General features: G+C 73.5%; 22 protein-coding genes and 1 pseudogene. 10 read left to right on the top strand and 13 right to left on the bottom strand.

The genetic code is table 11. The annotated features are described in order from the left end of the window. Window positions 1–25 precede the first annotated feature (25 nt). The 7 genes and pseudogenes from GA0070215_RS12605 to GA0070215_RS12635 all read right to left on the bottom strand — a co-directional run bounded on the left by GA0070215_RS12605 (window position 26) and on the right by GA0070215_RS12635 (window position 4188). Window positions 26–403: a MerR family transcriptional regulator gene (locus GA0070215_RS12605; protein WP_244166971.1), complete on the bottom strand. Its 378-nt coding sequence runs from the start codon at window positions 401–403 to the stop codon at window positions 26–28. A gap of 31 nt (window positions 404–434) precedes the next feature. Further along, complete coding sequence (locus tag GA0070215_RS12610; protein WP_091045482.1) at window positions 435–1184, bottom strand: SDR family NAD(P)-dependent oxidoreductase; 750 nt, start codon at window positions 1182–1184, stop codon at window positions 435–437. 40 nt (window positions 1185–1224) lie between these two features. Next, window positions 1225–2091: a CPBP family intramembrane glutamic endopeptidase gene (locus GA0070215_RS12615; RefSeq protein ID WP_091045569.1), complete on the bottom strand. Its 867-nt coding sequence runs from the start codon at window positions 2089–2091 to the stop codon at window positions 1225–1227. A 43-nt stretch (window positions 2092–2134) separates the two neighbouring features. Continuing rightward, window positions 2135–2479 (bottom strand): annotated as a pseudogene (locus GA0070215_RS12620) (DUF3140 domain-containing protein); the annotation flags it as partial. Continuing rightward, window positions 2466–2684 carry a hypervirulence associated TUDOR domain-containing protein gene (locus GA0070215_RS12625; RefSeq protein ID WP_091045490.1) on the bottom strand — a complete coding sequence of 73 codons (219 nt, stop codon included), beginning with the start codon at window positions 2682–2684 and terminating at the stop codon, window positions 2466–2468. The gene GA0070215_RS12625 and the pseudogene GA0070215_RS12620, both read right to left, overlap by 14 nt. Before the next feature lie 41 nt (window positions 2685–2725). Further along, window positions 2726–3253 carry a Uma2 family endonuclease gene (locus tag GA0070215_RS12630; RefSeq protein ID WP_091045493.1) on the bottom strand — a complete coding sequence of 176 codons (528 nt, stop codon included), beginning with the start codon at window positions 3251–3253 and terminating at the stop codon, window positions 2726–2728. Window positions 3254–3384: 131 nt separating this feature from the next. Continuing rightward, window positions 3385–4188, bottom strand: coding sequence for a class I SAM-dependent methyltransferase (locus tag GA0070215_RS12635; RefSeq protein ID WP_091045496.1), 804 nt, complete (start codon window positions 4186–4188; stop codon window positions 3385–3387). Window positions 4189–4501: 313 nt separating this feature from the next. On the opposite strand from GA0070215_RS12635, the gene rpsA reads away from it, so the two are divergent. Then, window positions 4502–6034, top strand: a complete 1533-nt coding sequence (rpsA, locus tag GA0070215_RS12640; RefSeq protein WP_051090457.1) for a 30S ribosomal protein S1 — start codon at window positions 4502–4504, stop codon at window positions 6032–6034. Between the two features lie 161 nt (window positions 6035–6195). Continuing rightward, a complete protein-coding gene (gene coaE / locus GA0070215_RS12645; RefSeq protein WP_091045499.1) occupies window positions 6196–7371 on the top strand; it encodes a dephospho-CoA kinase in 1176 nt (391 codons plus the stop codon). Between the two features lie 30 nt (window positions 7372–7401). Here the strand turns inward: coaE and GA0070215_RS12650 are convergent, their stop codons facing one another. Beyond that, window positions 7402–9000: a hypothetical protein gene (locus GA0070215_RS12650; RefSeq protein WP_244166972.1), complete on the bottom strand. Its 1599-nt coding sequence runs from the start codon at window positions 8998–9000 to the stop codon at window positions 7402–7404. A 345-nt stretch (window positions 9001–9345) separates the two neighbouring features. On the opposite strand from GA0070215_RS12650, the gene uvrB reads away from it, so the two are divergent. The 4 genes from uvrB to GA0070215_RS12670 all read left to right on the top strand — a co-directional run bounded on the left by uvrB (window position 9346) and on the right by GA0070215_RS12670 (window position 13688). Next, on the top strand, window positions 9346–11451 hold the full coding sequence (uvrB, locus tag GA0070215_RS12655; RefSeq protein WP_018785159.1) for an excinuclease ABC subunit UvrB: 2106 nt from the start codon (window positions 9346–9348) through the stop codon (window positions 11449–11451). Between the two features lie 25 nt (window positions 11452–11476). Beyond that, window positions 11477–12310 (top strand): helix-turn-helix domain-containing protein, encoded by an 834-nt coding sequence (locus GA0070215_RS12660; RefSeq protein WP_091045503.1) that lies wholly within the window; start codon window positions 11477–11479, stop codon window positions 12308–12310. A 24-nt stretch (window positions 12311–12334) separates the two neighbouring features. Next, a complete protein-coding gene (locus GA0070215_RS12665; protein ID WP_018785157.1) occupies window positions 12335–12703 on the top strand; it encodes a VOC family protein in 369 nt (122 codons plus the stop codon). Window positions 12704–12788: 85 nt separating this feature from the next. Beyond that, entirely contained in the window at window positions 12789–13688 is a 900-nt protein-coding gene (locus GA0070215_RS12670; RefSeq protein WP_026267814.1) for a DUF5753 domain-containing protein, read from the top strand. A 108-nt stretch (window positions 13689–13796) separates the two neighbouring features. On the opposite strand, the gene GA0070215_RS12675 is transcribed toward GA0070215_RS12670, so the two are convergent. Further along, window positions 13797–14090 (bottom strand): antibiotic biosynthesis monooxygenase family protein, encoded by a 294-nt coding sequence (locus GA0070215_RS12675; RefSeq protein ID WP_018785155.1) that lies wholly within the window; start codon window positions 14088–14090, stop codon window positions 13797–13799. A 391-nt stretch (window positions 14091–14481) separates the two neighbouring features. Between GA0070215_RS12675 and GA0070215_RS12680 the strand changes: the two genes are divergently transcribed. Next, window positions 14482–15480, top strand: coding sequence for a TerC family protein (locus GA0070215_RS12680; RefSeq protein WP_026267813.1), 999 nt, complete (start codon window positions 14482–14484; stop codon window positions 15478–15480). Window positions 15481–15539: 59 nt separating this feature from the next. Here the strand turns inward: GA0070215_RS12680 and GA0070215_RS12685 are convergent, their stop codons facing one another. Further along, window positions 15540–16643 carry a C40 family peptidase gene (locus GA0070215_RS12685; RefSeq protein WP_091045507.1) on the bottom strand — a complete coding sequence of 368 codons (1104 nt, stop codon included), beginning with the start codon at window positions 16641–16643 and terminating at the stop codon, window positions 15540–15542. A gap of 57 nt (window positions 16644–16700) precedes the next feature. Then, a complete protein-coding gene (locus GA0070215_RS12690; protein WP_091045511.1) occupies window positions 16701–17798 on the bottom strand; it encodes a mandelate racemase/muconate lactonizing enzyme family protein in 1098 nt (365 codons plus the stop codon). Window positions 17799–17842: 44 nt separating this feature from the next. Here GA0070215_RS12690 and GA0070215_RS12695 point away from each other — a divergent pair, with 44 nt between their 5' ends. Further along, complete coding sequence (locus tag GA0070215_RS12695; protein ID WP_018785150.1) at window positions 17843–18640, top strand: tyrosine-protein phosphatase; 798 nt, start codon at window positions 17843–17845, stop codon at window positions 18638–18640. A 5-nt stretch (window positions 18641–18645) separates the two neighbouring features. Here GA0070215_RS12695 and GA0070215_RS12700 read toward each other — a convergent pair whose 3' ends face one another. Further along, a complete protein-coding gene (locus GA0070215_RS12700; RefSeq protein ID WP_091045515.1) occupies window positions 18646–19512 on the bottom strand; it encodes a serine hydrolase in 867 nt (288 codons plus the stop codon). A 73-nt stretch (window positions 19513–19585) separates the two neighbouring features. Here GA0070215_RS12700 and GA0070215_RS12705 point away from each other — a divergent pair, with 73 nt between their 5' ends. Next, window positions 19586–20251, top strand: a complete 666-nt coding sequence (locus GA0070215_RS12705) for a class I SAM-dependent methyltransferase (protein WP_091045518.1) — start codon at window positions 19586–19588, stop codon at window positions 20249–20251. 258 nt (window positions 20252–20509) lie between these two features. Here the strand turns inward: GA0070215_RS12705 and typA are convergent, their stop codons facing one another. Continuing rightward, window positions 20510–22378 (bottom strand): translational GTPase TypA, encoded by a 1869-nt coding sequence (gene typA, locus GA0070215_RS12710; RefSeq protein ID WP_018785147.1) that lies wholly within the window; start codon window positions 22376–22378, stop codon window positions 20510–20512. Window positions 22379–22509: 131 nt separating this feature from the next. On the opposite strand from typA, the gene GA0070215_RS12715 reads away from it, so the two are divergent. After that, window positions 22510–23955 (top strand): DedA family protein, encoded by a 1446-nt coding sequence (locus GA0070215_RS12715; protein ID WP_018785146.1) that lies wholly within the window; start codon window positions 22510–22512, stop codon window positions 23953–23955. Window positions 23956–23986: the final 31 nt, after the last annotated feature.

Here is a 23986-nt window from a genome sequence, read left to right on the forward strand (position 1 = left end):
CTCGGGCGGGACACAAACTCCTTGATCACCGCACCGGAGGCGACGGCGGCGAGAGCAGAGGCTGGGGCGCCGGGGCGGCGGCCTGGAGGGCGGCGGCCAGACGGTCGCGGACGGCCACCTGGGCCGCGATCCGGGCGTCCAGCACGGCCAGCCGCTCCCAGCCGACCCGCAGCCCGGCCGGAGACGGCGACGCCGACGCCACGTCCCCGTCCAGGCAGGGCAGGAAGACCCGCACGTCGTCCAACGTCAGCCCGGCGTCGAGCAGGTGGCGGATGTTGCGGACCCGGGTGACGACCCCGTCGTCGTACTCGCGGTAGCCGTTCGCCGCCCGGGTCGACGTGATCAGCCCGTGTTCCTCGTAGTGCCGCAGGGCACGCGGCGTGCAGCCCGTCGCCGTCGCCACCGCGCCGATCCGCACCGCCGCCACCGTCCTCTCACGCGACCACCGCGCCCCCGTCCACCGGCAGCACCACACCGGTGACGAAGCCCGCCTCCGGCTCGCAGAGTCGCCGGATCGCCCAGGCTACGTCCTCCGGCCGGCCGATCCGACCCGCCGGGGTGTGCGCGAGCTGCCAGTCCCGCACCGCCGCGCGCTGCTCGGGGGAGAGGCCACTGTGCACGCCGATGGGGGTGTCGATCGCGCCGGGCGCCACCGCCACCACCCGGACGCCGCGCGGCGCGAGTTCCACCGCCCAGCTACGGGTCAGCGAGTCCAGCGCGGCCTTGCCCGCCGCGTACACCGAACTGCCCGGCCAGGCGCGCAGGCCGACCGACGTGGTGACGTTGACGATCACGCCACGGGTCGCGGCGAGCGCCTCGACGGCGGCGTGCGCCAGCCGGATCGGCGCGAACAGGTTCGTCTCCAGCTGCCGCCGGGCGGCGTCCTCGTCCAGCTCGGCCAGCAGGCCTCCACCTGCCACGCCCGCGTTGTTGACCAGGACGTCGAGGCGGCCGTACCGGTCGAGCGCGGCGCGGACGACCCGGTCCGGCCCGTCGGGAGCGGTGACGTCGGCGGTCAGCGGGGTGATGTCCGGCCGGCCGGCGGCGGTCTCCGACAGCGGCGCGGCGCGCCGGCCGACGGCGAGCACGGCGTACCCGGAGGTGGCGAGGGAGCGTGCGGTGGCCCGGCCGATGCCGGTGCCCGCACCGGTGACCACGGCGGCGCGTGGCGTGCTGCGTTCCATGCCGGCATCGTCCGACCCTGCCGCCTGCGGCATGGTCAAGTCAGAGACCGATCAGTGCGGGCATCGCGTTTACCGCGCCGTGCACCACGAGCAGCGGCCACATCCGGCGGTACCGGGACCACAGGTAACCGAGGAACAACCCGAGCACGCCGTGGTTGACGACCACAGTGGCCAGGTCGACTCCGGGCCGTCCGGTGCCCTGGATGGCCACGTGCCAGGCCGCCCACACCAGCGACGCGAGCACGATCGCCGGCCAGCGGCCCAGCAGCGACTCCCACCGGGTCTGCAGCCACCGCCGGTAGAAGACCTCCTCCAGCAGCGCGTTCACCGCGAAGCCGGCCAGCAGGATGACGACGAGCGTCACCGGTCTGAAGGTCCGCCCCCAGTCGCTGGCCGGCACGGCCAGCGGCGTGGCGTAGCTGAGCACCAGCCACACCGCCACCGGCAGCGCCGGACCCCACCGGTGGGCGGCGTCCGGCGGGGCCGGCCCCGGCCGCCACCGCGGCGGCCACCGGCGCGCGGCCAGGAACACCCCCGCCGGTACGCCGAGCAGCAGCGCGAGCTTCAACACGGTGTACGCCGGTTCGCCGCCGAGCAGCGGCATGACGGCGGCGAACGCGATCCCGGCCAGCAGCAGCGGCACCGCCTCGCGGTACGGCGCGACCGGGTCCGGCCACCTCGGATCGGAGGTGGGTGGGATCAGCCGGATCAGCGCGATCCCGGCCAGCGCCGGGATCCACCGGCTCCACATCGGTACGGTGCCGTCGTGGTCGGCGCTGTACCTGATGCCGGTGTTGCCGGTGACCACCAGGAGGACCGCCGAGACGACGACGAGCCCGAGGCCGGCCAGGAGGACCACCTGTCCGGCGCGGGGATGACGGCCGGCGGTCGAGACGTCTGTCGTCATCACCGGCACGGTACCAACGCGCCGCGAACGGACCGGCTGCTCAGCCCTTGAGCGGGTCGTGTCCCCAGTTCATCAACGACCAGCGCCACCTGGTGTCCCGGACGTCGCCCGCGGGGCGTTGCGCCAGGTGGCGGTGCACGTACCCGATCACCTTGCGCATGTGCTTGTAGTCGGCGGCGGTGAGGTCGGCGCGCTTGCGGCGCAGCAGGTCGACGATGCGCCGGCCGGAGTCGTGGCCGACCGACTCGCCGCCCTTGGTGCCCGGCTTGTGCCAGCCGACGTGCTTGGACTCGTCGGTCTCCAGCCAGCGGGTCAGCTCGGCGGGCTTCATGTTCACCGCGTCGGTGAACTCCCGGTACGTCTGCTGCGGGTCCTCAGCGCGAGTCATGGCGAAGCACCTCCGGGCGGTGGGCCACGTCGCGGCCCGAGTCGTCGTTGGTGATCCGGTACTGCGGCTGCTCGGGCGAGGCGTTCACGGTGTGCCCGCGGACGTGGGTGCGCTCGGTCAGCTTCTCCTTGACGACGCCGTACGCCCGGCCGCTGTGGCTGGCCCAGGAGACGTGGTCGCCGGCGCGGAATTCCTTCTCGGCCATGCCGGGCGGTTACCCGGAGCGGATACCGAGTAACGGCGTCGTCAGGGCCGGATCTCCGCGACCGGCAGCTTGATCGCGAAGGGCTCGGACAACTCGATCACCTCGCTGCCGTCGTCCACCAGTTCGTACTGCCGCTCGCCGCCCGGGCCGATCCGGTCACCGAGGCGGTACGCGTAGAGGTGCACCGGATCCTGCTCGATCCGCCAGTAGAACGGGATCCCGGCGGCGGCGTACTCGCCCGGCTTGGCGAACCGGTCGACCCGCCGGGTGCCGGGGGAGACGATCTCGACGGCCAGGACGACGTCCGCCGGTCGTAGCAGCCAGCAGTCGGACGGCAGTTCGGCGCGGTGGAGCAGGACGTCGGGTCGGCGGCTGGCGTCGATGTCCAACCCGACGCTCACCGCCTGGGTCGCACGCAGATGCGCCGGCACGTGGGATCGTAGCCACCAGGTCAGCAGGCAGGCGACGTCCTGGTGGTGGAGAGTAGGCAAGGGCGTCACGTGGATGATGCCGTCGACCAGTTCGACGCGGGGTGCGTCGGGCGGCAGCGTCAGCAACTCCTCCACCATGTGGTCGGCACGCTGTTGCCGAAGCGGGTCCGGACGCCATGGAGAGGATGGGGTCGCGATCGGCTCGGCGCTCACCAGGGCAGCATGGGGGCGTCATCGCCGGCCCGATCGCACCGCGCGTCCGTCCGGCGTCAGCCGGCCGGCTTCTCGGTGACGAAGATGGCCGTGCCGGGGAACAGCCGTCCGCGCAGCGGGCTCCACTGGCCCCAGACCCCCTCGTGCCCGGCCGGCCACTCCGGCTCCACCAGGTCCAGCAGGCGGAACCCGGCGCCGACCAGCTCCCGGATCCGGTCGCCCAGGGTGCGGTGCTGCTCGACGTACGTGGCCACGCCGTGCTCGTCCTGCTCGACGTAGGGGGAGCGGTCGAAGTACGAGTGCACGGCGGTCAGTCCGCCCTCGCCCGGGTCGTCCAGGAAGATCCAGCGCATCGGGTGGGTGACCGAGAAGACCCACCGGCCGCCGGGGCGCAGCACCCGGGCCACCTCGCGCATCGCCGCCGCCGAGTCGTCCACGAACGGGATCGCGCCGAACGCCGTGCAGACGGTGTCGAACGCCTCGTCGGCGAAGGGCAGCGCGAGCGCGTCGGCCTGCACCAGTGGCACGCGTACCCCGGTGCGGCCGGCGGCCCCGGCGGCGTGCCGCAACATGCCGGCGGACAGGTCGAGCGCGACCGGCCGGGCACCCTGGGCGGCGAGCCAGCGGGCTGCGGCGGCGGCCCCGGCGCCGAGTTCGAGGATCCGTCGGCCGGCCACGTCGCCGAGCAGCCGGGCGTCGGCCTCGCGCAGCCCCTCCGGGCACCAGACGAAGTCGGCGTCGCCGAGGAACGCGCCGTGCTCGGCCTGGTACGCGTCGGCGTCGGTGTCCCACCATCCGCGGTTGGCGCGGCGGATCTCGCCGGCGTCGACCCGTCGGCGGGTCACCCTGTCGTCGTCCACGGGTTCACGCTAGGTCCGTACGGCCCGGACCGGTGCGGTGGGGGTGGCGGCCGGGACAGGTGTGACGGACGAGACAGCTGTGGCACCTTACCGAGCAAAATCTCCGCTTTCGCAGCGGATGAGTTCGCACGGACCCGGGAGGGCTTGCACGCTGTGGTAATGCAGCGGGTAGGCTAGACGATGCGCTCGCGGATCGTGTGCCTCGGCAGGGAGCAGGTGCGCGGTCACCGGAGCCACTAATGATCTTCTCGCGTCGATCGTTCGGTGTGCCCGGCGGCGGATCCGCTGGCGCGGAAGAGTCACCGCGACACCCATGCCCGCTGTGACAACCCATCCGACCGGAGCAACCGCCCACATGACGAGCAGCATCGAGGCCACCTCGAGCGCCAACAAGGTCACCGTCGACGACCTCGGCTCTGAGGAAGCTTTCCTCGCCGCGATCGACGAGACCATCAAGTACTTCAACGACGGCGACATTGTCGAAGGCACCGTCGTCAAGGTCGATCGGGACGAGGTCCTGCTCGACATCGGCTACAAGACCGAGGGCGTCATCCCCTCTCGGGAGCTGTCGATCAAGCACGACGTGGACCCGGCCGAGGTCGTTTCGGTGGGTGACCACATCGAGGCCCTCGTCCTCCAGAAGGAGGACAAGGAGGGTCGGCTGATCCTCTCCAAGAAGCGGGCGCAGTACGAGCGGGCCTGGGGCACGATCGAGAAGATCAAGGACGAGGACGGCGTCGTCCGCGGCTCGGTCATCGAGGTCGTCAAGGGTGGTCTCATCCTCGACATCGGCCTGCGTGGCTTCCTGCCCGCGTCGCTCGTCGAGATGCGGCGTGTGCGTGACCTGCAGCCGTACGTCGGCCGCGAGCTCGAAGCCAAGATCATCGAGCTGGACAAGAACCGCAACAACGTGGTCCTGTCCCGCCGTGCCTGGCTGGAGCAGACGCAGTCCGAGGTGCGCACCGAGTTCCTCAACAAGCTCCAGAAGGGGCAGGTCCGCAAGGGCGTCGTCTCCTCGATCGTCAACTTCGGCGCGTTCGTCGACCTGGGCGGCGTGGACGGCCTCGTGCACGTCTCCGAGCTGTCCTGGAAGCACATCGACCACCCGTCCGAGGTCGTCGAGGTGGGCCAGGAGGTCGAGGTCGAGGTCCTGGACGTCGACCTGGACCGCGAGCGGGTCTCGCTGTCGCTGAAGGCGACGCAGGAGGACCCGTGGCGTCAGTTCGCCCGCACCCACGCGATCCAGCAGATCGTGCCGGGTAAGGTCACCAAGCTGGTGCCGTTCGGTGCGTTCGTCCGCGTGGACGACGGCATCGAGGGCCTGGTCCACATCTCCGAGCTGGCCGAGCGCCACGTGGAGATCCCGGAGCAGGTCGTGCAGGTCGGCTCCGAGGTCATGGTCAAGGTCATCGACATCGACCTGGAGCGCCGCCGGATCTCGCTGTCGCTCAAGCAGGCCAACGAGGGCTTCGTCGAGGGCGAGGAGCACTTCGACCCGACCCTCTACGGCATGGCCGCGACGTACGACGAGCAGGGCAACTACATCTACCCGGAGGGCTTCGACCCGGAGACGGGCGAGTGGCTCGAGGGCTACGACAAGCAGCGCGAGACCTGGGAGCAGCAGTACGCCGAGGCGCGTCAGCGCTGGGAGGCCCACACCAAGCAGGTGCAGACCTCCCGCGCCGCCGACGCCGAGGCCGCTGCCAACCCGGCTCCGCCCGCCACCAGCGGCACCACCTCAACCTCTACCTCGGCCCCGAGCCGTCAGGCCGAGGAGCCGGCCGGCACGCTCGCGACCGACGAGGCGCTCGCCGCGCTGCGGGAGAAGCTCGCCGGCGGCAAGTGACCGGACGCTGACGCCTGTCCGTCCCACCGGACGAACCGGCGACTGCCTCTGACGACGGGCCCCGTCCCCGCGTTCCGCACCAGCGGAGCGCCGGGGGCGGGGCCCGCGTCGTGTGCCGGGCGGGTTTGGCATGCCTGCGCCGGATCCGGTTGACTGTCCGGGTGCTGAAAGTGGGGCTGACCGGCGGGATCGGATCGGGCAAGAGCGCGGTGGCGAGCCGCCTCGACGCGCTGGGCGCGGTGGTCGTCGACGCGGACCGCATCGCCCGTGAGGTCGTCGCGCCCGGCACCGACGGGCTGGCCGAGGTGGTCGCCGCCTTCTCCGGCAAGGTCGTGGACGCCGACGGGGCGCTGGACCGGGCCGCCCTCGGCGCGCTGGTCTTCGGCGACGAGGCCGCCCGCCGCACGCTCGAAGGGATCACCCATCCCCGGGTACGCGCACGCAGCGCCGAACTGGTCGCCGCCGCTCCCGCCGACGCGATCGTCGTGAACGACGTACCGCTGCTGGCCGAGGTGGGGCTCGCGCCGACGTACCACCTGGTGGTCGTGGTGCGGACGGCCGTGCCGACCCGGATGGCCCGGCTGACCCGGGACCGGGGCATGGCCCCGGAGGAGGCGCAGCGGCGCATCGCCGCGCAGGCCGACGACGCCACCCGCGGCACGGTCGCCGACGTGCTGCTGACGAACGACGGCACACTGACCGAGCTGCACGCCGCCGTGGACGCCCTGTGGCGGGACCGCCTGCTGCCCTACGAGCGCAACGTCCGCGAGGGCCGCGCCGTCCCGCCCGGCCCGGCGTTCGGCGGGCCGGACCCGGCGTGGCCGGAGCAGTACGCCCGGCTGGCCGCCCGGATCCGCCACGCGGCAGGCGGTGACGTCCGGGTCGACCACGTCGGCTCCACCGCGGTGCCAGGGCTGGCCGCCCCGGACGTGATCGACATCCAGGTGACGGTGTCCTCGCTCGACGAGGCGGACGGGCCGCTCGCGCAGCGGCTGGCCGAGGCGGGTTTCCCGCGACTTCCGGGCGACTGGTGGGACGCCCCGCGGCAGCCGGAGCCGGTGCGCTGGGCCAAGCGGCTGCACGGCGGCGCGGACCCGGGACGTCCGGTGCGCCTGCACCTGCGGGAGGCCGGTTCACCCGGCTGGCGGTACGCGCTGCTGATGCGCGACCACCTGCGCGCCGACCCGGCGCGGCGGGCCGACTACCTCCAGGTGAAGCGGGATCTGGCGGCGGCCGCGCCGGAACACGCCGCCTGGGGCACGGTGACCGATCCCTGGTTCGACGAGGAACACCTGCGCGCCGAGGCGTGGGCCGCGCAGACCGGCTGGCGGCCCTGACCGGGCCGTCGGGACCGCACCGGGCCCGGTTCAGCGGGCCGTCGAGGCCGCGGATCCGCCGCTGCCCGCCGCGCGCCCCGCGGTGAGGTCGAGCCGGATCCAGACCCCCGGCCCGGTCCGCAGTTCCAGCCGGTGCGGCAGGCCGCCCCGGTCCAGCCACCAGCGTCTGCCGCCCGGCACCTCGAACACGTCGACCGTCGTCCGGCCGCCGAGCCGGTCCTCGCGGACCCGGACGGCGTCGCCGGCGGGCGCGCGCCGGGCCGCCCGCAGTGCCGCGTCGAGCAGCCGGTCCAGGTCGTCGCCGGGCGGGCCCGCGGGTGCCGCGAGCAGCGCGGCCGGCACCGGCGCCGGGGGCGTCGCGGGCCCGTCGGAGGAGCGCGGCACCTCGGCCACCCGGCCCGGCCGGACCCACCGCAGGGTACGCCGGCCGCTGCCCTCCTCGCTCACCGCGAGGTACGCCGACGGGCTCGCCCAGTTCACCGTGCCGGTGGCCCGCAGGTTGGCCGACGGGGCGAGCGGGGCGTCCACCGCCACCGGCGCGCCGCGCAGTGCCCGGAGCCGGGCGGGCAGCGCGGCCAGCCGGGCGGCTTCGTCGTCGGTGGGCGCCCGGGGCTGCCCGGCCCGGCCGCCGAGGGCGTCCACCGGGTGCACTGTGGCCCGGTCGGCGCGGGTCAGGTCGACGGTGACGGGTGTGCTGTCGGCCAGCCGCCCGGTGAGCCGGTGCAGCCGGGCGTCCGCGTCGACCCACAGCGCCGGGCGCGGGTCACCGAGCGGTGCGAGGGGCGCCTGGAGCACGTCCACCGGGACGCCGCCGGCCCGGTCGCCGCGTAGCCACCGGCCTTCGGCGGGCGGGTCGACCCGGTCGGCGCCGAGCCCGATCAGCAGGTCGCGTACCGCACCGAGGCCGTGCCCGCCGGCCGGGGACCGCATCCGCCACCGGTCCGCCGGCGGCACCAGCGGGGGCCGGGCCGGGGTGGGGAGCGCGCCGGGGTCGGGCCGCACCAGCAGCGCGGAAGCGGTGGCCTGGACCAGGCCGCGGTCACCGCCCGCGCCCGGACCGCCGACGTCGAGATAGACCAGGGGGCGGGCCCAGTCGACCCAGCCGACCAGTTCGGTACGGGCGGTGCCGGCACCGACGGTGACCCGGACGCCGGCGCGTACGTCGCGCAGGTTGGTGACCCGCAGCGCGGCCACCCGGTCGGCCTCGGCGGCGGTGAGCGGGCGTGCCGTCCCGGTCTCGTCCGTCCGGCCGGGGATCCAGGTGAGCAGGCCGGCGACGAGCGTCGCGGCGGAGATCGCGGCCGCCGCCACGAGTGCGGCGAGCGCGATCCGGCGCCGGTCCGGCCCGTCCGGCGGGTCGTCGGCGCCGTCCAGTTCCGGGTCGCCGTCCGGCCGGGTGGTGAGCGTGGGACGGCGGCCGGCGAGCAGGCCGGCGCGCCGGCGCCGGCCGGCCACGGTGGCGGGACGGGTCGGTGTGCTGGTGCGGCCCCGCCGGTGGCCCCGGCCCGGTTCGCGGGGTACGGCCTGGTCGCCGTCGCCTCGCGCGGAGAGCCGGTGGGGGCGGCTCACCCCGCGCTGGCCTCCCGGCTCGTCGGCGGGCGGGGGCGTGCCGGTGTCGGGCTGGGGCATGCCGGTGTCGGGCTCGCGTCGCGGCCGGCGCTCGGGAGAGGTCCCCACGAGTGGAGAACGCGGTAGCGGGGTTTCGGTGACGAGCAGGGGCGCTCGCGGCGGCCGGTCAGCGCTGCGCGCGACCACCGTCGGCGCGCACGCCGGTCGTCCCGGGTGCTGCGGCCCTGGCGCCGGGGGCGACCGGCCCCGCGTGGGGCGATCACCGGCCCGGTCGGCCGCCGCGAGCGGCCTACGGTACGAGGGTAGACCGGTGAGATGAGCCACACAATGGGAATATCGAAGCTGATCAGGGACGGTCGGTGGTCGTGGCCGGAAGTGTCGGACCTCGGGCGTACCGTTGGTGTCATGGCGCTCGACATTCCCCGGCTCGACGGCCGCTTCCAGGTCGTCAGTGAGTTCCAGCCGGCCGGTGACCAGCCGGCTGCCATCGACGAGCTTGAGCGTCGCGTGCGGCGCGGCGACCGCAACACGGTGTTGCTCGGCGCGACCGGCACGGGCAAGAGCGCCACCACGGCGTGGCTGGTCGAGCGGCTCCAGCGGCCGACCCTGGTGCTCGCCCCCAACAAGACCCTCGCCGCCCAGCTCGCGAAGGAGTTCGGCGAGCTGCTGCCGCAGAACGCGGTCGAATACTTCGTCTCCTACTACGACTACTACCAGCCCGAGGCCTACATCCCGCAGACCGACACCTACATCGAGAAGGACTCCTCGATCAACGAGGAGGTCGAGCGGCTGCGGCACTCGGCCACGATGTCGCTGCTCACCCGGCGGGACGTCATCGTCGTCGCCACCGTCTCGGCGATCTACGGCCTGGGCACGCCGGAGGAATACCTCGACCGGGCCGTGCGGGTCAAGGTCGGGCAGGAGCTGGACCGCGACCAGTTGTTGCGCCGTCTGGTCGACATCCAGTACGCGCGCAACGACATGGCCTTCCAGCGCGGCACCTTCCGGGTCCGCGGCGACACGCTGGAGATCATCCCGGCGTACGAGGAGCTGGCGGTCCGGATCGAGCTGTTCGGTGACGAGATCGAGAAGCTCTACTACCTGAACCCGCTGACCGGTGACGTGGTCCGCGAGGTCGACAGCCTGATGATCTTCCCGGCCACGCACTACGCCGCCGGCCCGGAGCGGATGGAACGGGCGATCCGCGACATCGAGGCCGAGCTGGGCGAGCGGCTGGCCGAGCTGGAACGGCAGGGCAAGCTGCTGGAGGCCCAGCGGCTGCGCATGCGCACCACCTACGACATCGAGATGATGCGCCAGGTGGGCTTCTGCTCCGGCATCGAGAACTACTCCATGCACATCGACGGCCGGCTGCCGGGCAGCCCGCCGCACTGCCTGCTCGACTACTTCCCCGACGACTTCCTCACAGTGGTCGACGAGTCGCACGTGACCATCCCGCAGATCGGCGGCATGTACGAGGGCGACGCCTCCCGCAAGCGGATGCTCATCGACCACGGCTTCCGGCTCCCCAGCGCGGCCGACAACCGGCCGCTGCGCTTCGACGAGTTCCTGGAGCGGGTGGGCCAGATGGTCTTCCTCTCCGCCACCCCCGGCCCGTGGGAGCTGGAGCAGGCGCAGGGTGAGTTCGTCGAGCAGGTGATCCGGCCCACCGGCCTGATCGACCCCGAGGTGGTGGTCAAGCCGACAAAGGGGCAGATCGACGATCTCATGCACGAGATCAAGCTGCGTACCGAGCGGGACGAGCGGGTGCTGGTCACCACGCTCACCAAGAAGATGGCCGAGGACCTCTCCGACTACCTGCTGGAGAACGGCATCCGGGTGCGCTACCTGCACTCCGAGGTCGACACGCTGCGCCGCGTCGAGCTGCTGCGCGAGCTGCGCAAGGGCGACTACGACGTGCTGGTCGGCATCAACCTGCTCCGGGAGGGTCTCGACCTGCCCGAGGTGTCGCTCGTGGCGATCCTCGACGCGGACAAGGAGGGTTTCCTGCGCAGCGGCCGGTCACTGATCCAGACCATCGGCCGTGCGGCCCGTAACGTCTCCGGCCAGGTCCACATGTACGCCGACAAGATCACGCCGTCGATGGCGGACGCGATCGACGAGACCAACCGGCGCCGGGCCAAGCAGATCGCGCACAACGAGGCGAACGGCATCAAGCCGGAACCGCTGCGCAAGAAGATCCACGACATCCTCGACGACATCTACCGCGAGGCGGAGGACACCGAGAACAGCAACGTCGGCGGGGCCGTGCGGCAGCTCTCCCGGGGCAAGGCGCCGGTCAAGGAGACGCGCAGCCGCCGGGGCGCCGCGGCGACCCCGTCGCGCGAGGGGATGGCCCGGGCGGACCTGGCCAACCTCATCCAGGAACTCAACGACCAGATGCTCGCCGCCGCGCGCGAGTTGCAGTTCGAGCTGGCCGCGCGGATCCGCGACGAGGTCGCCGACCTCAAGAAGGAGCTGCGCGGGATGGACGCCGCAGGGGTCCGGTGACCGGCGCGACGGCCGAGGCGGCGCGATGCTGACCGAGGTCGTCACCGCGCGCCCCGATCCGCTGCTGCGCCGGTGGGTGGACCGCTACCTCGGCTACCGCGAGGAGGCGCCCGTCCCGCTGGTCCGGCGGGAGGCGGCGGGCGCGTTCGTGGTGCTGATCCTCGGCTGGGGCGACCCGCTGGACGTGACCGATCCGCGTGCCCCGGCCCGGGGCGCGTACGCGAACGCCTTCCTGGCCGGTCCGTCCGACGGCTGGTGCGCCACCCGGACGACCGGGACCGGCACCGGAGTGCAGGTGTTGCTGACCGCCCCGGCAGCCCGCCGCCTGCTCGGGCTGCCGCTGGCCGAGCTGACCAACCGGGTGGTGCCGGTCGACGCGGTGGCGGGCTGGCTGGCCCGGCTGCGCGACGAGCTGGCCGGCGAGCGGGGCTGGCCGGAGCGCTTCGCCCGGCTCGACGCCGCCCTGGCCGCACGGTTGGTGTCGACCGCGCCGCCGGACCCGCACCTGCTGGCGGCCTGGCGGCGTCTGGACGGCAGCGGGGGAGCGGTCGGCGTGGCCACGCTCGCCGGGGAACTGGGCTGGTCCCGCCGCCACCTGTCGGTCCGGTTCCGGCGGGAGTTCGGCCTGCCGCCGAAGACCGTCGCCCGCCTGCTGCGCTTCGAGCGGGCGTACGCGAGCCTGGGCCGGACGCTGCTCACCGCCGGGGCCGCCGGGCCGGACGACGCCGGGTGGGCGGAACGGGCCGTCCGGTGGGGTTACTACGACCAGTCGCATCTGATCAGGGAGTTCCACGAGTTCGCCGGCGCCACCCCGGCCGCGCTGGCCGGGCCGGGATCCCATTCGTCCAATCCGGCCTGACCGCCCCGGCGGCAGACTGAGGGCATGCAGAGCGTGTATCCCGTCTTGCGGTATCCCGACGTGCGAGCCGCCGTCGACTTCCTCTGTTCCGCGTTCGGCCTGACCGTGCGAGAGGTGCACGAGTTGCCCGACGGCGCCGTCGTCCACGTGGAGCTGGAGTTCGCTGGCGACCTGGTGATGCTCGGCCCGGGGCCGGCGCCGCGGTCCCGCCCGGCCGACGACGACTACGTCGTCTACCTGGCGATCGACGACGTCGACGCGCATCACGAGCGGGCCCGGGCGGCCGGTGCGGACATCGTCCGGGCGCCGTCCGACACCGACTACGGCTCCCGCGACTACGTCGCCCGCGACCTGATCGGGCTGGTCTGGTCGTTCGGCACCTACCGCCCCTGACGGGCCGGCCCGCGCGGTTGCGCTGTGTGGGCGAGGTATTGCCGAGAGTGACGGCGATGCGTACGCTCCCTCCCGGGAGGCGTACATGCCGTTGTCAGCAAGTCCCGTGGTCCGCAGGGCGAGGCTCGGCGTGGAGCTGCGCCGGCTGCGTCGCCGCGAGTCGCTCACGCTCGAACAGGTCTGCGCCCGGCTGGGTTGGGCGTCCACCTCGAAGCTGTCCCGCATCGAGCTGGGGCAGAGTCGGCCCGACCTGGCCGACGTGCTCGACCTGCTCGACGTCTACGAGGTGCCGTCGCCGCAGCGCGACGAGCTGATCGTCATCGCCCGCGACGCCGCCACCGGCCGGGGCTGGTCGAAGGCGCTCGGTGAGATGGGGGAGCGCCAGCGGGCGTACGCCGAGCTGGAGGCGGGTGCGGCGCGCATCGTCGAGTACCAGTGCGTGCTCGTGCCCGGTCTGCTTCAGACCCCGGCGTACGCCCGGTTGCGCGTGTCGGCCGGCGCGGCGCTGACCGGGGAGGTGGACGTGGAGGCCGACGTCCGCGGCCGCGTCGCACGCCAGGAGTTGCTGATCCGGCCGGACCCGCCGCACTACACCGCGCTGCTGGACGAGCGTGTCTGCGACCCGGGCGGCCTGCCCGCCGACGTGTGGCGCGACCAGATGCGCCATCTGGCCGCGCTCGCCGAACGGCCCCGCGTCACGGTCCGGGTGTTGCCGTCCGCGGCGTCGGGCGGCGACGGACCGCACCCGCTGGCGCCGTTCTCGTACTACGCCTACCCCGACCCCGAGGACCCGCGCACCGTGCTGGTGGAGACGCTCACCACCGACCTGCGGCTGGTCGCCGAGGCGGAGGTGGCCCACTACGAGCGGGTCGTCGAACGACTGCTGGCCTCGGCGCTGCCGGCGGACGCCTCCGCCGAGCTGGTGGCCCGGCGGCTCGGTGCGGCGTCGGTGCCCCGGCCGCGGGATCCGCACGAGCTGGAGTGAGCCGCGCGGCCCGCTCCCGGCGAGGCGCGGCCACCGGGCCCGGTGCCCCCGATGCCCGTCGGGACCGGTGGCCGCGCAGCGCGCAGGCTATGGCAGGGGTACGACAGTTCAGGCCGGAACGTCGATGAAGTGCTCGACCAGCGGCGGGCCGGCGAAGTGCGGCCCGATCAGGCCGCGCCACTGCGCGAACCGCTCGGTCTGGCGGAAGTTCACGTCGTGCGCCTCGACCGAGTCCCACTCGACGAGCAGCACGAACCGGGTGGGGGACTCCACGCCCCGGGTCATCCGCACGGAGCGGCAGCCTTCGGCGCCGGCGAGGATCGGGCGCGCCCGCGTGTAGGCGGCGGCGAACTCGTCCTCGTGTCCGGGCGTGACATCGATCAGCGCGACCTCAAGAACCATGCTGGCAGCCTGCCATGCCGTCGCATCGCGGGTACGTCCCGGGTGACGTCGGGAGAGCCGCGTCGGGATCGGGTGGCTAGCCTCCTAGGACGCCCCGCCCAACGTGAGCCGCAGCACGTCGGGAGATCGACGAGCGGTCCGGAGATGCGCCACCTCGGTGCGATGGTGAACAATGGCGATCGAGGAGGGGAGTATTCCCCCGCGACGGAGTCGTCAGCACGGAAGAGCGCCCGGCACCCCCGGTCGCCCGACCCGGCTCCGCGGTCGGAACCGGTCACCGGGCTCCGGCGGAAGAGACCTCCGTCAGTCACCCCTGTCAGTGTCGACGCACCCCGGCACCCCACCCGGCGTTCGGTGTGTTCCGACGCAGCGTGTCTGCCGGAGGATGAATTTGAACGTGTCCGCATTGGTGTGGGCGGTAACGCTGATCGCGATGATCGCGATCCTGCTCGCCGACCTGTTCATCATCGGCCGACGACCCCACGAGCCCAGCGTCCGTGAGTCCAGCCTGTGGGTGGGCTTCTACGTCGGCTTGGCGTTGATCTTCGGCGGCGCGCTCTGGCTGACCGCGGGTGGTCGCGTGGCCGGCGAGTTCTACACCGGCTGGCTCACCGAGTACAGCCTCTCGGTCGACAACCTCTTCGTCTTCGTGATCATCATGGCCCGGTTCGGGGTGCCCCGGCAGTACCAGCAGAAGGTGCTTCTCGTCGGCATCATCCTGGCCCTGGTCATGCGCGGTGGTTTCATCGCGGCCGGCGCGGCGCTGATCTCCCAGTTCTCCTGGGTGTTCTACATCTTCGGCGCGTTCCTCATCTACACCGCGGTGAACCTGGCCCGGCAGGGCGAGCCGGACGAGGACGAGTTCAGCGAGAACGTGCTGATCCGGTGGAGCCGCCGCGCGCTGCCGCTGTCCCGGGACTACGACGGGGCGAAGATCACCACCCAGGAGCACGGGCGGCGCCTGTTCACCCCGATGCTGATCGTCATGATCGCGATCGGCACCACCGACCTGATCTTCGCGCTGGACTCGATCCCGGCGATCTTCGGCATCACCCAGGAGCCGTACCTGGTCTTCACCGCCAACGTGTTCGCGCTGATGGGGCTGCGGCAGCTCTACTTCCTGCTCGGTGGCCTGCTGGACCGGCTGATCTACCTCAGCTACGGGCTGGCCGTGGTGCTCGGCTTCATCGGCGTGAAGCTGGTGCTGGAGGCGCTTGCCGACAACAAGCTGCCGTTCATCAACGGCGGGGAGCACGTGGCGTGGGCCCCGCACATCCCGATCTGGCTCTCGCTCGCCGTCATCCTCGGCACCCTGGCCGTGGCCACGGCCGCCAGCCTGGCGAAGTCGTCCCGGGACCGGCGCCGGGCACTGGTCGAGGCCCGACGCTGACCCACCCGTCACCGCGAGGGGCGCTCCCATTCCCGGGGCGCCCCTCGGCGCGTCCGGGGTCAGACGCGACGGGCGCCGACGAGGGTGGCGGTCCGGTCGGCCGGCAGTTCCTCCTCGACCACCCGGCGGGTCAGGTAGCAGGCGTGCAGCATCCGGCGTCGGCCGCCGCGCGGCTCCGCCGACACGATCCCGACGTGGTGGATGTGCCGGCCGGGCCGGGCGAAGAAGTAGAGGTCGCCGGGGCGTTCGGCGTCCAGTGGCACCCGCGACGTCGCCGCCGCCTGGTCGTCGGCGTCGCGCGGAAGCGTGACCCCGTACCGCCGCCAGGCCAGGTGCACCAGCCCGGAGCAGTCGATGCCGTCGGTGGACATGCCGCCCCAGACGTAGACCAGATCGCGCAGCCGCTCGGCGACCGCGAGCACGTTCTCGGCCTCGGGGCGCTCGGCGGGCAGCGGCACCAGGTCGTCCTCCGTGGCCCAGAGCGGGTCGGCCCGCCCGGGTACGCGGACCGGACGCCTGCCGTCCACCGCAGGCCCGGTCGGCGTGAGCCGGGTGCCGAGGACCACGCCGGTGAGCGTGGCGTCGCCGTCCGGCCCGGCGCGCAACGCGGTGCGGGCGACGTCGACGGTCAGCGGGCCGTCGGCGGCCGCCGGACCGGTACCGGCCGGACCGGTATCGGACGGACCGGTATCGGACGGACCGGTATCGGACGGACCGGTATCGGACGGGCTCGAACCGGACGGACCAGGATCGGATGGGCCGGTACCGACCGGCCCGGCCGGAGCGGTGCCGGACGGAGCGGAGCCGGCTGAGGCGACGTCGGCCGGAACCGGGGAGGTCGGGTCGGCGTCGGCCAGGTGGGCGGCGCGCAGCCAGCCCGGATAACCGTCGGCGCCGAGCTTCGCCGCGGGCTGGCCCAGTGCCACCACCCGCACCCAGCCGTCCGGGCGGGTCTCGGTGACGCGCACCGGCTCGCCGAGCAGCAGTTGGGTCAGGACGCAGTCACCGACGAGCTGGTCGCGGTCCATGCCGGCGATCCAGGCGGCGACGTCGGGGGAGCCGGCGAGGGCGGGGCAGTCGATCGGGCGTACCGCCTCGGGCGCGGTCCAGAGGGTCGCCACCGGTACCCGTACGACGGCCCGGTGGCCGGGCAGAGGCGCCACGCGTACCCCTCTCTGCGGTGGTCGTCGGGGCGACGATATGAAAAATTCTGACAATGCTCAAGCAAGTGTCTGAATTTTAGCTTCACGCAGTCCGGTGACGCCCAGGCCCGGCGCGTCCGGCAGCAGCACGCTCGCGCCCTCGTACCGGATGCCCCCGGCGACCGGCGACCAGGCCAGCCACCAGGCGGCGTCGAGATCCGACACGGCCGTGGTGCCGTAGGCGGCGACCAGGCTGGCGGCGGCGCCGACCCCCACCGGGCCCTCCATCATCGAGCCGACGATGGTGCCCATGCCGTGCGCGGCGGCCAGGTCGAGCAGCGTGCGCGCCGGCTGCAGGCCGCCGCACTTGGCCAGCTTCACGTTGACCATGTCGGCGGCCCGCCGCCGGATCACCTCGACCAGGTCGCGCACGTCGAAGACGGACTCGTCGGCCAGGATCGGCAGGTCCACCCGGTCGCAGACCCAGGCCAGCCCGTCCAGGTCCCGGCGGTGCACCGGCTGCTCGACCAGCTCCACGTCGAGCCCCGCGTCCTCGATCGCGCGGATGACCCGCACCGCCTCCCGGGGCGTCCAGCCCTGGTTGGCGTCCAGCCGGATCCGCACGTCCGGGCCGACCGCGGCCCGCACCGAGCGGACCCGGTCCAGGTCGCCGCGGGCATCGGTGCCGACCTTGAGCTTGAGCACGGTGAACCCCTCGCCGCCGCGCCGCGCCGCCGTCGCGGCCAGGTCCACCGCGTCGCCGGCGGCCAGCGTGACGTCGGTCGGCACGCGCAGCGCCGTGCCGCCGAGCAGACGCACCAGGGGTACGCCGAGCCGCCGCGCCGCCAGGTCGTGCAGCGCCACGTCGACCGCCGCCTTCGCCGACTCGTTGCTCACCACGGCGCGGCGCACCAGGGCACAGGCGGCCTGGAGGTCGTCGGCGTCGCGGCCGATCAGCAGCGGGGCGAGCAGTTCGCGTACGCACGCCTCCGCGCCCGCCACCGACGCGCCGGTAACCTGCCAGACCTGCGGTGCCTCCCCGAAACCAGGGCGCCCGTCACCGTCGATCACCTCCACGACCAGCGTCTCCACGGTGGTGGTGCGGCGCAGCGCGGTGACGAACGGGGTGTGTAAGGGGGCCGAGAGCCGGTGGGTGCGTACCGCGGCGATCGTCATGTGGGGCACCCTATAGCCAACTGGCGGCGAGCAGGGGAGGGCCGATGGCCGGGCGGGAATGGGAGCTGGTGGGCGCGCCGAACGCGCGTGACCTGGGTGGACTGCCGACGACCGACGGGCGGCGGGTACGGGCGGGGCGGCTCATCCGCACGCCCGCGCTGGGCCGTCTCACCGACGAGGACCTGCCGGTGCTGGGCAAGCTCGGCCCGGCCTGCGTGGTGGACCTGCGCGACGTCCACGAGCAGGCGGTGGCCCCGCCGGACCGGTTGGTGGGGGAACCCCGCACGGTGCACCTGCCGGTCTACGACGCGGCCCACCCGGTGTTCACGTACGTCTCGGCGGTGTTGCAGGGCCACGACCTGGACGCGTACGCGGCACTGGCCCGCGAGGGCATGCCGGGGGCGATGACGGCGATCTACCGCTGGTTCGTCACCGGGGAGTCGGCGCGGGCCGGTTTCGGCGCGGCGGTGCGGCTGGCCGCGGACGGGCCGAACCTGCCGCTGCTGTTCCACTGCTCGGCCGGCAAGGACCGCACCGGCTGGCTGTCGGTGGTGCTGCTGACCGCGCTGGGGGTGCAGGAGGAGGCGATCCGCGCCGACTACCTGGTGCACAACGAGCTGACCGAGAGCCTGCGCGAGGTGCTGCTGTCCGCGATGATCCAGCGCCGGCCGGACCTGGACCCGGCGGTGGCCCGGCCGCTGCTGGAGGTGCGTCCGGAATACCTGGACGCCGCCTACGACGAGGTGCGCCGCGCGCACGGCTCGTTCGACGCGTACCTGCGCGACGGTCTGGGGGTGACCGACGCGCACCGCGAAGCGCTGCGCGAGCGGCTGCTGGAGTGACCGGGTCAGCCGGTCAGGTCGTGCCGCGCGGCCCAGACCTGCTCGGAGACGTGCGCGATCAGCCGGCAGGCGTCGTCGGAGACCTCGTCGCCGTCCGCGCCGCCGTCGGCCAGGTCGGTGGTGGTGCAGACGACGATCGTGTACGGCGGCGCGTCGTCCGGGAACACCACGCCCGCGCCGTGGCGTACGCCGCGTACCCAGCCGTTCTTGTGCGCGATCCGGGTGCCGTCGGGCAGCCCGGCGGCCAGGTCCTCACGGTGTTCCTGGGCGACGAGCACGTCGAGCATGGCGGCGCAGCCGGCCGGCGAGGCGAGCGGGCCGGGCCGGGTCGCGCCGAGCGCCAGCTCACCGAGCAGGGCGGCCAGGTCGGCGGCGGTGACCAGGTTGTCGATGCCGGAGTCACGGGCGGCGAAGTCCTCGATGCCGCGGCCGGTGACGCTGTGCCGCGCCCCGGCGAGCGCCCACGCCTGCGCCACGGCGGGCAGCCCCACCTGGCCGATGCAGATGTTCGTGGCGAGGTTGCTGGACCGGATGATCATCCGTTCGGCGAGCCAGCGCAACGGCGCCTCGCCGCCGACGCGGTCCCAGACCGCCTCGTCGTTGTCGTAGTCGCGGTCGTTGGCGAACCGGGGCGCGCCCGGCAGCGCGGAGTCGAACGAGTTGCGCACCGGCACCGGCGCGTCCAGGCCGAGCCGGCCGGCCTCGGCGGCGCGGAACAGCGCCACCAGCACGGCGAGCTTCATGGTGCTCGCCGCGTAGTGGGTGGCGTCGGCCCGCCGCGTCCACGCCTGCCGCGCGCCGGGGCGGCCCACGTACGCGGAGACGGTACCGGGCACCTTGTCCAGGTGCGCGTCGAGGTCCTCCCAGGTCATGACCGCACCGTAGCCGATCTTCGGGGCGTACGCGGGGCAGCGGCGACCACGGGTGCGGGGCTAGCGTGCGGAGATGACGACCCCGTTGTACGACGACATCGCCGACTGGTACGAGGAGTACGCCAGCGAGACCTCGTCGGTCTACATGGACCGGGTCCGCTCCGTGCTGGCCGACCTGCTGGGTGACGGCCCGGGCCGGTGCGTGGACCTGTGCTGCGGCACCGGGGCGCACGCGGCCGAGCTGCGGCGTCTCGGGTGGACGCCGCTGGGGGTGGACCTGTCCGGGGGGCAGCTACGCCACGCCCGCGCCCGGCTGCCGGTGGCCCGCGCCGACGCGACCGCGCTGCCCCTGGCCACCGGCGCCGTACCGGCGGTGGTGTGCGTGCTCGCGCACACCGACATGCCGGACTATCCGGCGGCGATCACCGAGGCGGCGCGGGTGCTGGCAACCGGCGGCCGGCTGGTGCACGTCGGTGTGCACCCGTGTTTCGTGGGCGCGTTCGCCGACCGGTCCGAGCCGGAGCGAATCGTGATCGACGGCGGGTACGCCTCGCGGGAGCGCACGGTCCGCTCGTGGAACGCCACCGGCGTCCGCGCCCGGGTGGGCGCCTGGCATCTGCCCCTGGCCGGCCTGCTGGACGCCGTGGCGGCGGCCGGCCTGCGGCTGACCCGGGTGGTCGAGTCCGGCTCCGGTCCGGTGCCCGACGTGCTGGCCCTGGAGGCCACCAAGCCGTACTGACCCGGCCGCCGTGACTTCGTCTCGCGTCCGAGGCGCGTCTCGCGTTCGTGGCGCGGTACCAATGCACCCGTCGCGTCGTCTCCCGCTGACCCGTCGATCATGAAGTTGGCGGCGGAATCGATCTCCAGGACTGCCGCGAACCTCATGATCGACCGGTGATCGGCGACCGGGCGATCGACCGGGGGTGGGGTGGGGGAAGGCCGGAGCCCGGTCCGCCGAAGGGCGGACCGGGCTCCGGGTGGCTGGTGAGCGGCTGGGTCAGCCGGCGTGCTTGCGGCGGGCGGCCATCCGGCCGCGCTGGGTCTGGTCCAGCACCACCTTGCGGATGCGCACCGCGGCCGGGGTGACCTCGACGCACTCGTCCTCGCGGCAGAACTCCAGGGCCTGCTCCAGGGACAGCTTGCGCGGCGGGATCAGCTTCTCGGTCTCGTCAGCGGTCGACGAGCGCATGTTGGTGAGCTTCTTCTCCTTGGTGATGTTGACGTCCATGTCGTCGGAGCGGGAGTTCTCCCCGACGATCATGCCCTCGTACACCTCGGTGCCCGGCTCGACGAAGAGCTGGCCACGCTCCTGGAGGTTGGTCATCGCGAACGCGGTGACCGAACCGGCCCGGTCGGCGACCAGCGACCCGTTGTTGCGGGTGCGCAGCTCGCCGAACCACGGCTCGTACGACTCGAAGACGTGGTGCAGGATGCCGGTGCCGCGGGTCTCGGTGAGGAACTCGGTCCGGAAGCCGATCAGGCCGCGCGCCGGGACCAGCCACTCCATCCGGATCCAGCCGGTGCCGTGGTTGACCAGCTGCTCCATCCGGCCCTTGCGGGTGGCCAGGAGCTGGGTGATGGCGCCGAGGTACTCCTCCGGGGCGTCGATGGTCAGCCGCTCGACCGGCTCGCAGGTCTTGCCGTCGATCTCCTTGGTGACGACCTGCGGCTTGCCGACGGTCAGCTCGTAGGACTCGCGGCGCATCTGCTCGACCAGGATCGCCAGGGCCAGCTCACCGCGGCCCTGCACCTCCCAGGCGTCCGGCCGCTCGGTGGGCAGCACCCGCAGCGAGACGTTGCCGATCAGCTCCTTGTCGAGCCGGTCCTTGACCATCCGCGCGGTGACCTTGGCGCCCTTGACCCGGCCGACCAGCGGCGAGGTGTTGGTGCCGATGGTCATCGAGATGGCCGGCTCGTCCACGGTGATCAGCGGCAGCGGCACCGGGTTCTCGGCGTCGGCGAGCGTCTCACCGATCATGATCTCCGGGATGCCGGCGACGGCGATGATGTCGCCCGGCCCGGCCGACTCGGCGGGCTTGCGCTCCAGGCCCTCGGTCATCAGCAGCTCGGAGATGCGTACCCGCTGGGTGCTGCCGTCGGTGCGGCACCAGGCCACGGTCTGGCCCTTGCTGATGGTGCCCTGGCGGACCCGGCACAGCGCGAGCCGGCCCAGGAACGGCGACGCGTCGAGGTTGGTGACGTGCGCCTGGAGCGGCGCCTCCTCGTCGTACGCGGGCGCGGGGATGGTGTCCAGCAGCGTCCGGAACAGCGGCTCCAGGTTGCTGCTGTCGTCCGGTACCGCGCCGTCGGCGGGCTGGGTCAGCGAGGCGATGCCGTCGCGGGCGCAGGCGTAGACGATCGGGAAGTCGATCTGCTCCTCGTCGGCGTCCAGGTCGAGGAACAGCTCGTAGGTGTCGTCCACGACCTCCTTGATCCGGGCGTCCGGGCGGTCCACCTTGTTGATCACCAGGATGATCGGCAGCCGGGCGCGCAGCGCCTTGCGGAGCACGAACCGGGTCTGCGGGAGCGGGCCCTCGCTGGCGTCGACCAGCAGCACCACACCGTCGACCATGGTCAGGCCGCGCTCGACCTCGCCGCCGAAGTCGGCGTGACCGGGGGTGTCGATGATGTTGATGGTGACCGGTTCCGAGCCGTCCGCCGGCAGGTACCGCACGCCGGTGTTCTTGGCGAGGATGGTGATGCCCTTCTCGCGCTCGAGGTCCATCGAGTCCATGACCCGCTCGGTGGTCTCACCACGGGCGCCGTAGGCGCCGGCCTGCCGCAACATGGCGTCGACCAGGGTCGTCTTGCCGTGGTCGACGTGGGCGATGATGGCGACGTTGCGGAGGTCGGTGCGTAGCTGCATACCCTCCATACTCCTGTCTGCGGTTGCCGGGGCACGCCTCGGGGTCACCCCGAGATCGCCCGGATCTGCGTCGAAAGTGCTGTGCCGACCGTTCCAGCGACTGGCATGCTGACACCCGTGCGGGGTGTCCGATGCCTGACCTGCTGAGCTGGCTGCAGGAGCTGCCGCCCCTGCTGATCTACCTGGCCGCCGCGGCGATCGTCGCGGCGGAGACCGCGGTGATCGTCGGGCTGCTGATGCCCGGCGAGGCGACCCTGCTTCTGGTCGGCTTCCTAGCGTACGCGGGGACGCTGCGCCTCGCGCCCGTGCTGGTGGCCATGACCGCCGCAGCCGTGATCGGAGACACACTCGCGTGGCGGGCGGGCCGCCGGTACGGCCCCCGGCTGCGTGCCTCGGGCGTCGGCGCCCGGATCGGCGCGCACCGGTGGCGGCGGGCCGACTCGCTGCTGGAGCGCCTCGGCGGCCGGGGCGTGCTCGCGGCCCGCTGGATCGCGTTCGCCCGCACGCTGGCGCCCCGGCTGGCCGGGTCGGCGGGGATGCCGTACCGGCGGTTCGCGCCGTGGAACCTGGCCGGGGTGGCGAGCTGGGTCGGCGCCTCGGTGCTGGCCGGCTACCTGGCCGGCGAGTCGTACGAGCGGGTGTCGAAGCTGCTCGGCCGGGCCACCGGGGCGGTGCTGGCCCTGCTGCTGTGCCTGCTCGCCGTGGTGCTCGCCGGCCGCTGGCTGGGGCGCAACCCGGACCCGGTGCGCGCGCTTGCCGCACGGGCCGCCGCGCTGCCGCCGCTGCGCTGGCTGCGGGCCCGGTACGGCGTGCTGTTCTTCCTGGTCGCCATGCGCGTCGGCCCGGCCTGGACCCTGCTGGTCAACCTGGCGCTGGGGCTGGCGCTGCTGTTCGTCGCCGGGCTCGCGGTGGCGGCCCTGCTGGAGGCGGTCGTCGCGCACAGCGGGCTGGGTGTCCTCGACGGGCTGGTCGCCGACTGGTTCGCCGCCCGGCGTACCCCAGGGGTGGTCGACACGGCGTTGCTCGCGGTGTCGGTGCTGCGCGGCTGGGTGCTGATCGCCGCGGTGGCGGTGGTGGCCGCGGTGGTGACGCGGCGGGGGCGGGCGTGGCGGGCCGACCCGCTCGGGGTGCTGGGTACGGTCGGCGCGGCCGTGCCGCTGGTGTTGCTCGTCGTCGTCGCGGAGCTGACCGGCCCGGGTGGCCCGGACCGCCCCGGTGACCTGTTCCCGACACAGAACGCGCTGGTGACCGCGAGCTTCGGCACGCTCGCCTGGCTGCTGTCGCGGGGCGCCCGCTGGCCGGTGGGCGCGGCGGTCTGGACGGTCGCGTCGGCGGCGGTGGTGACGGTCACCGGGGCGCGGCTCTACCTGGGTTTCAGCACGGCCAGCGGCACCATCACGGCGGTGCTGCTGGGCCTCGCGTGGACCACCGTGTTCGTGGTGGCGTGGGCGACCCGGGACCGCCTGGCGGAACCGGACGAGCGGCCGGGCCCCGGCACGGTCCCGGAGTCGCCTCCCCGGCCGCGGGGCCGCCGCTCCGCGTCGCGGGTACCCCCCGAGCCCGTCGATCCTTGTTAGGGTGCGCCGACGGGGACAACGGGGAGGTTCG

This window comes from Micromonospora marina, from assembly GCF_900091565.1.
Taxonomy (GTDB): domain Bacteria; phylum Actinomycetota; class Actinomycetes; order Mycobacteriales; family Micromonosporaceae; genus Micromonospora; species Micromonospora marina.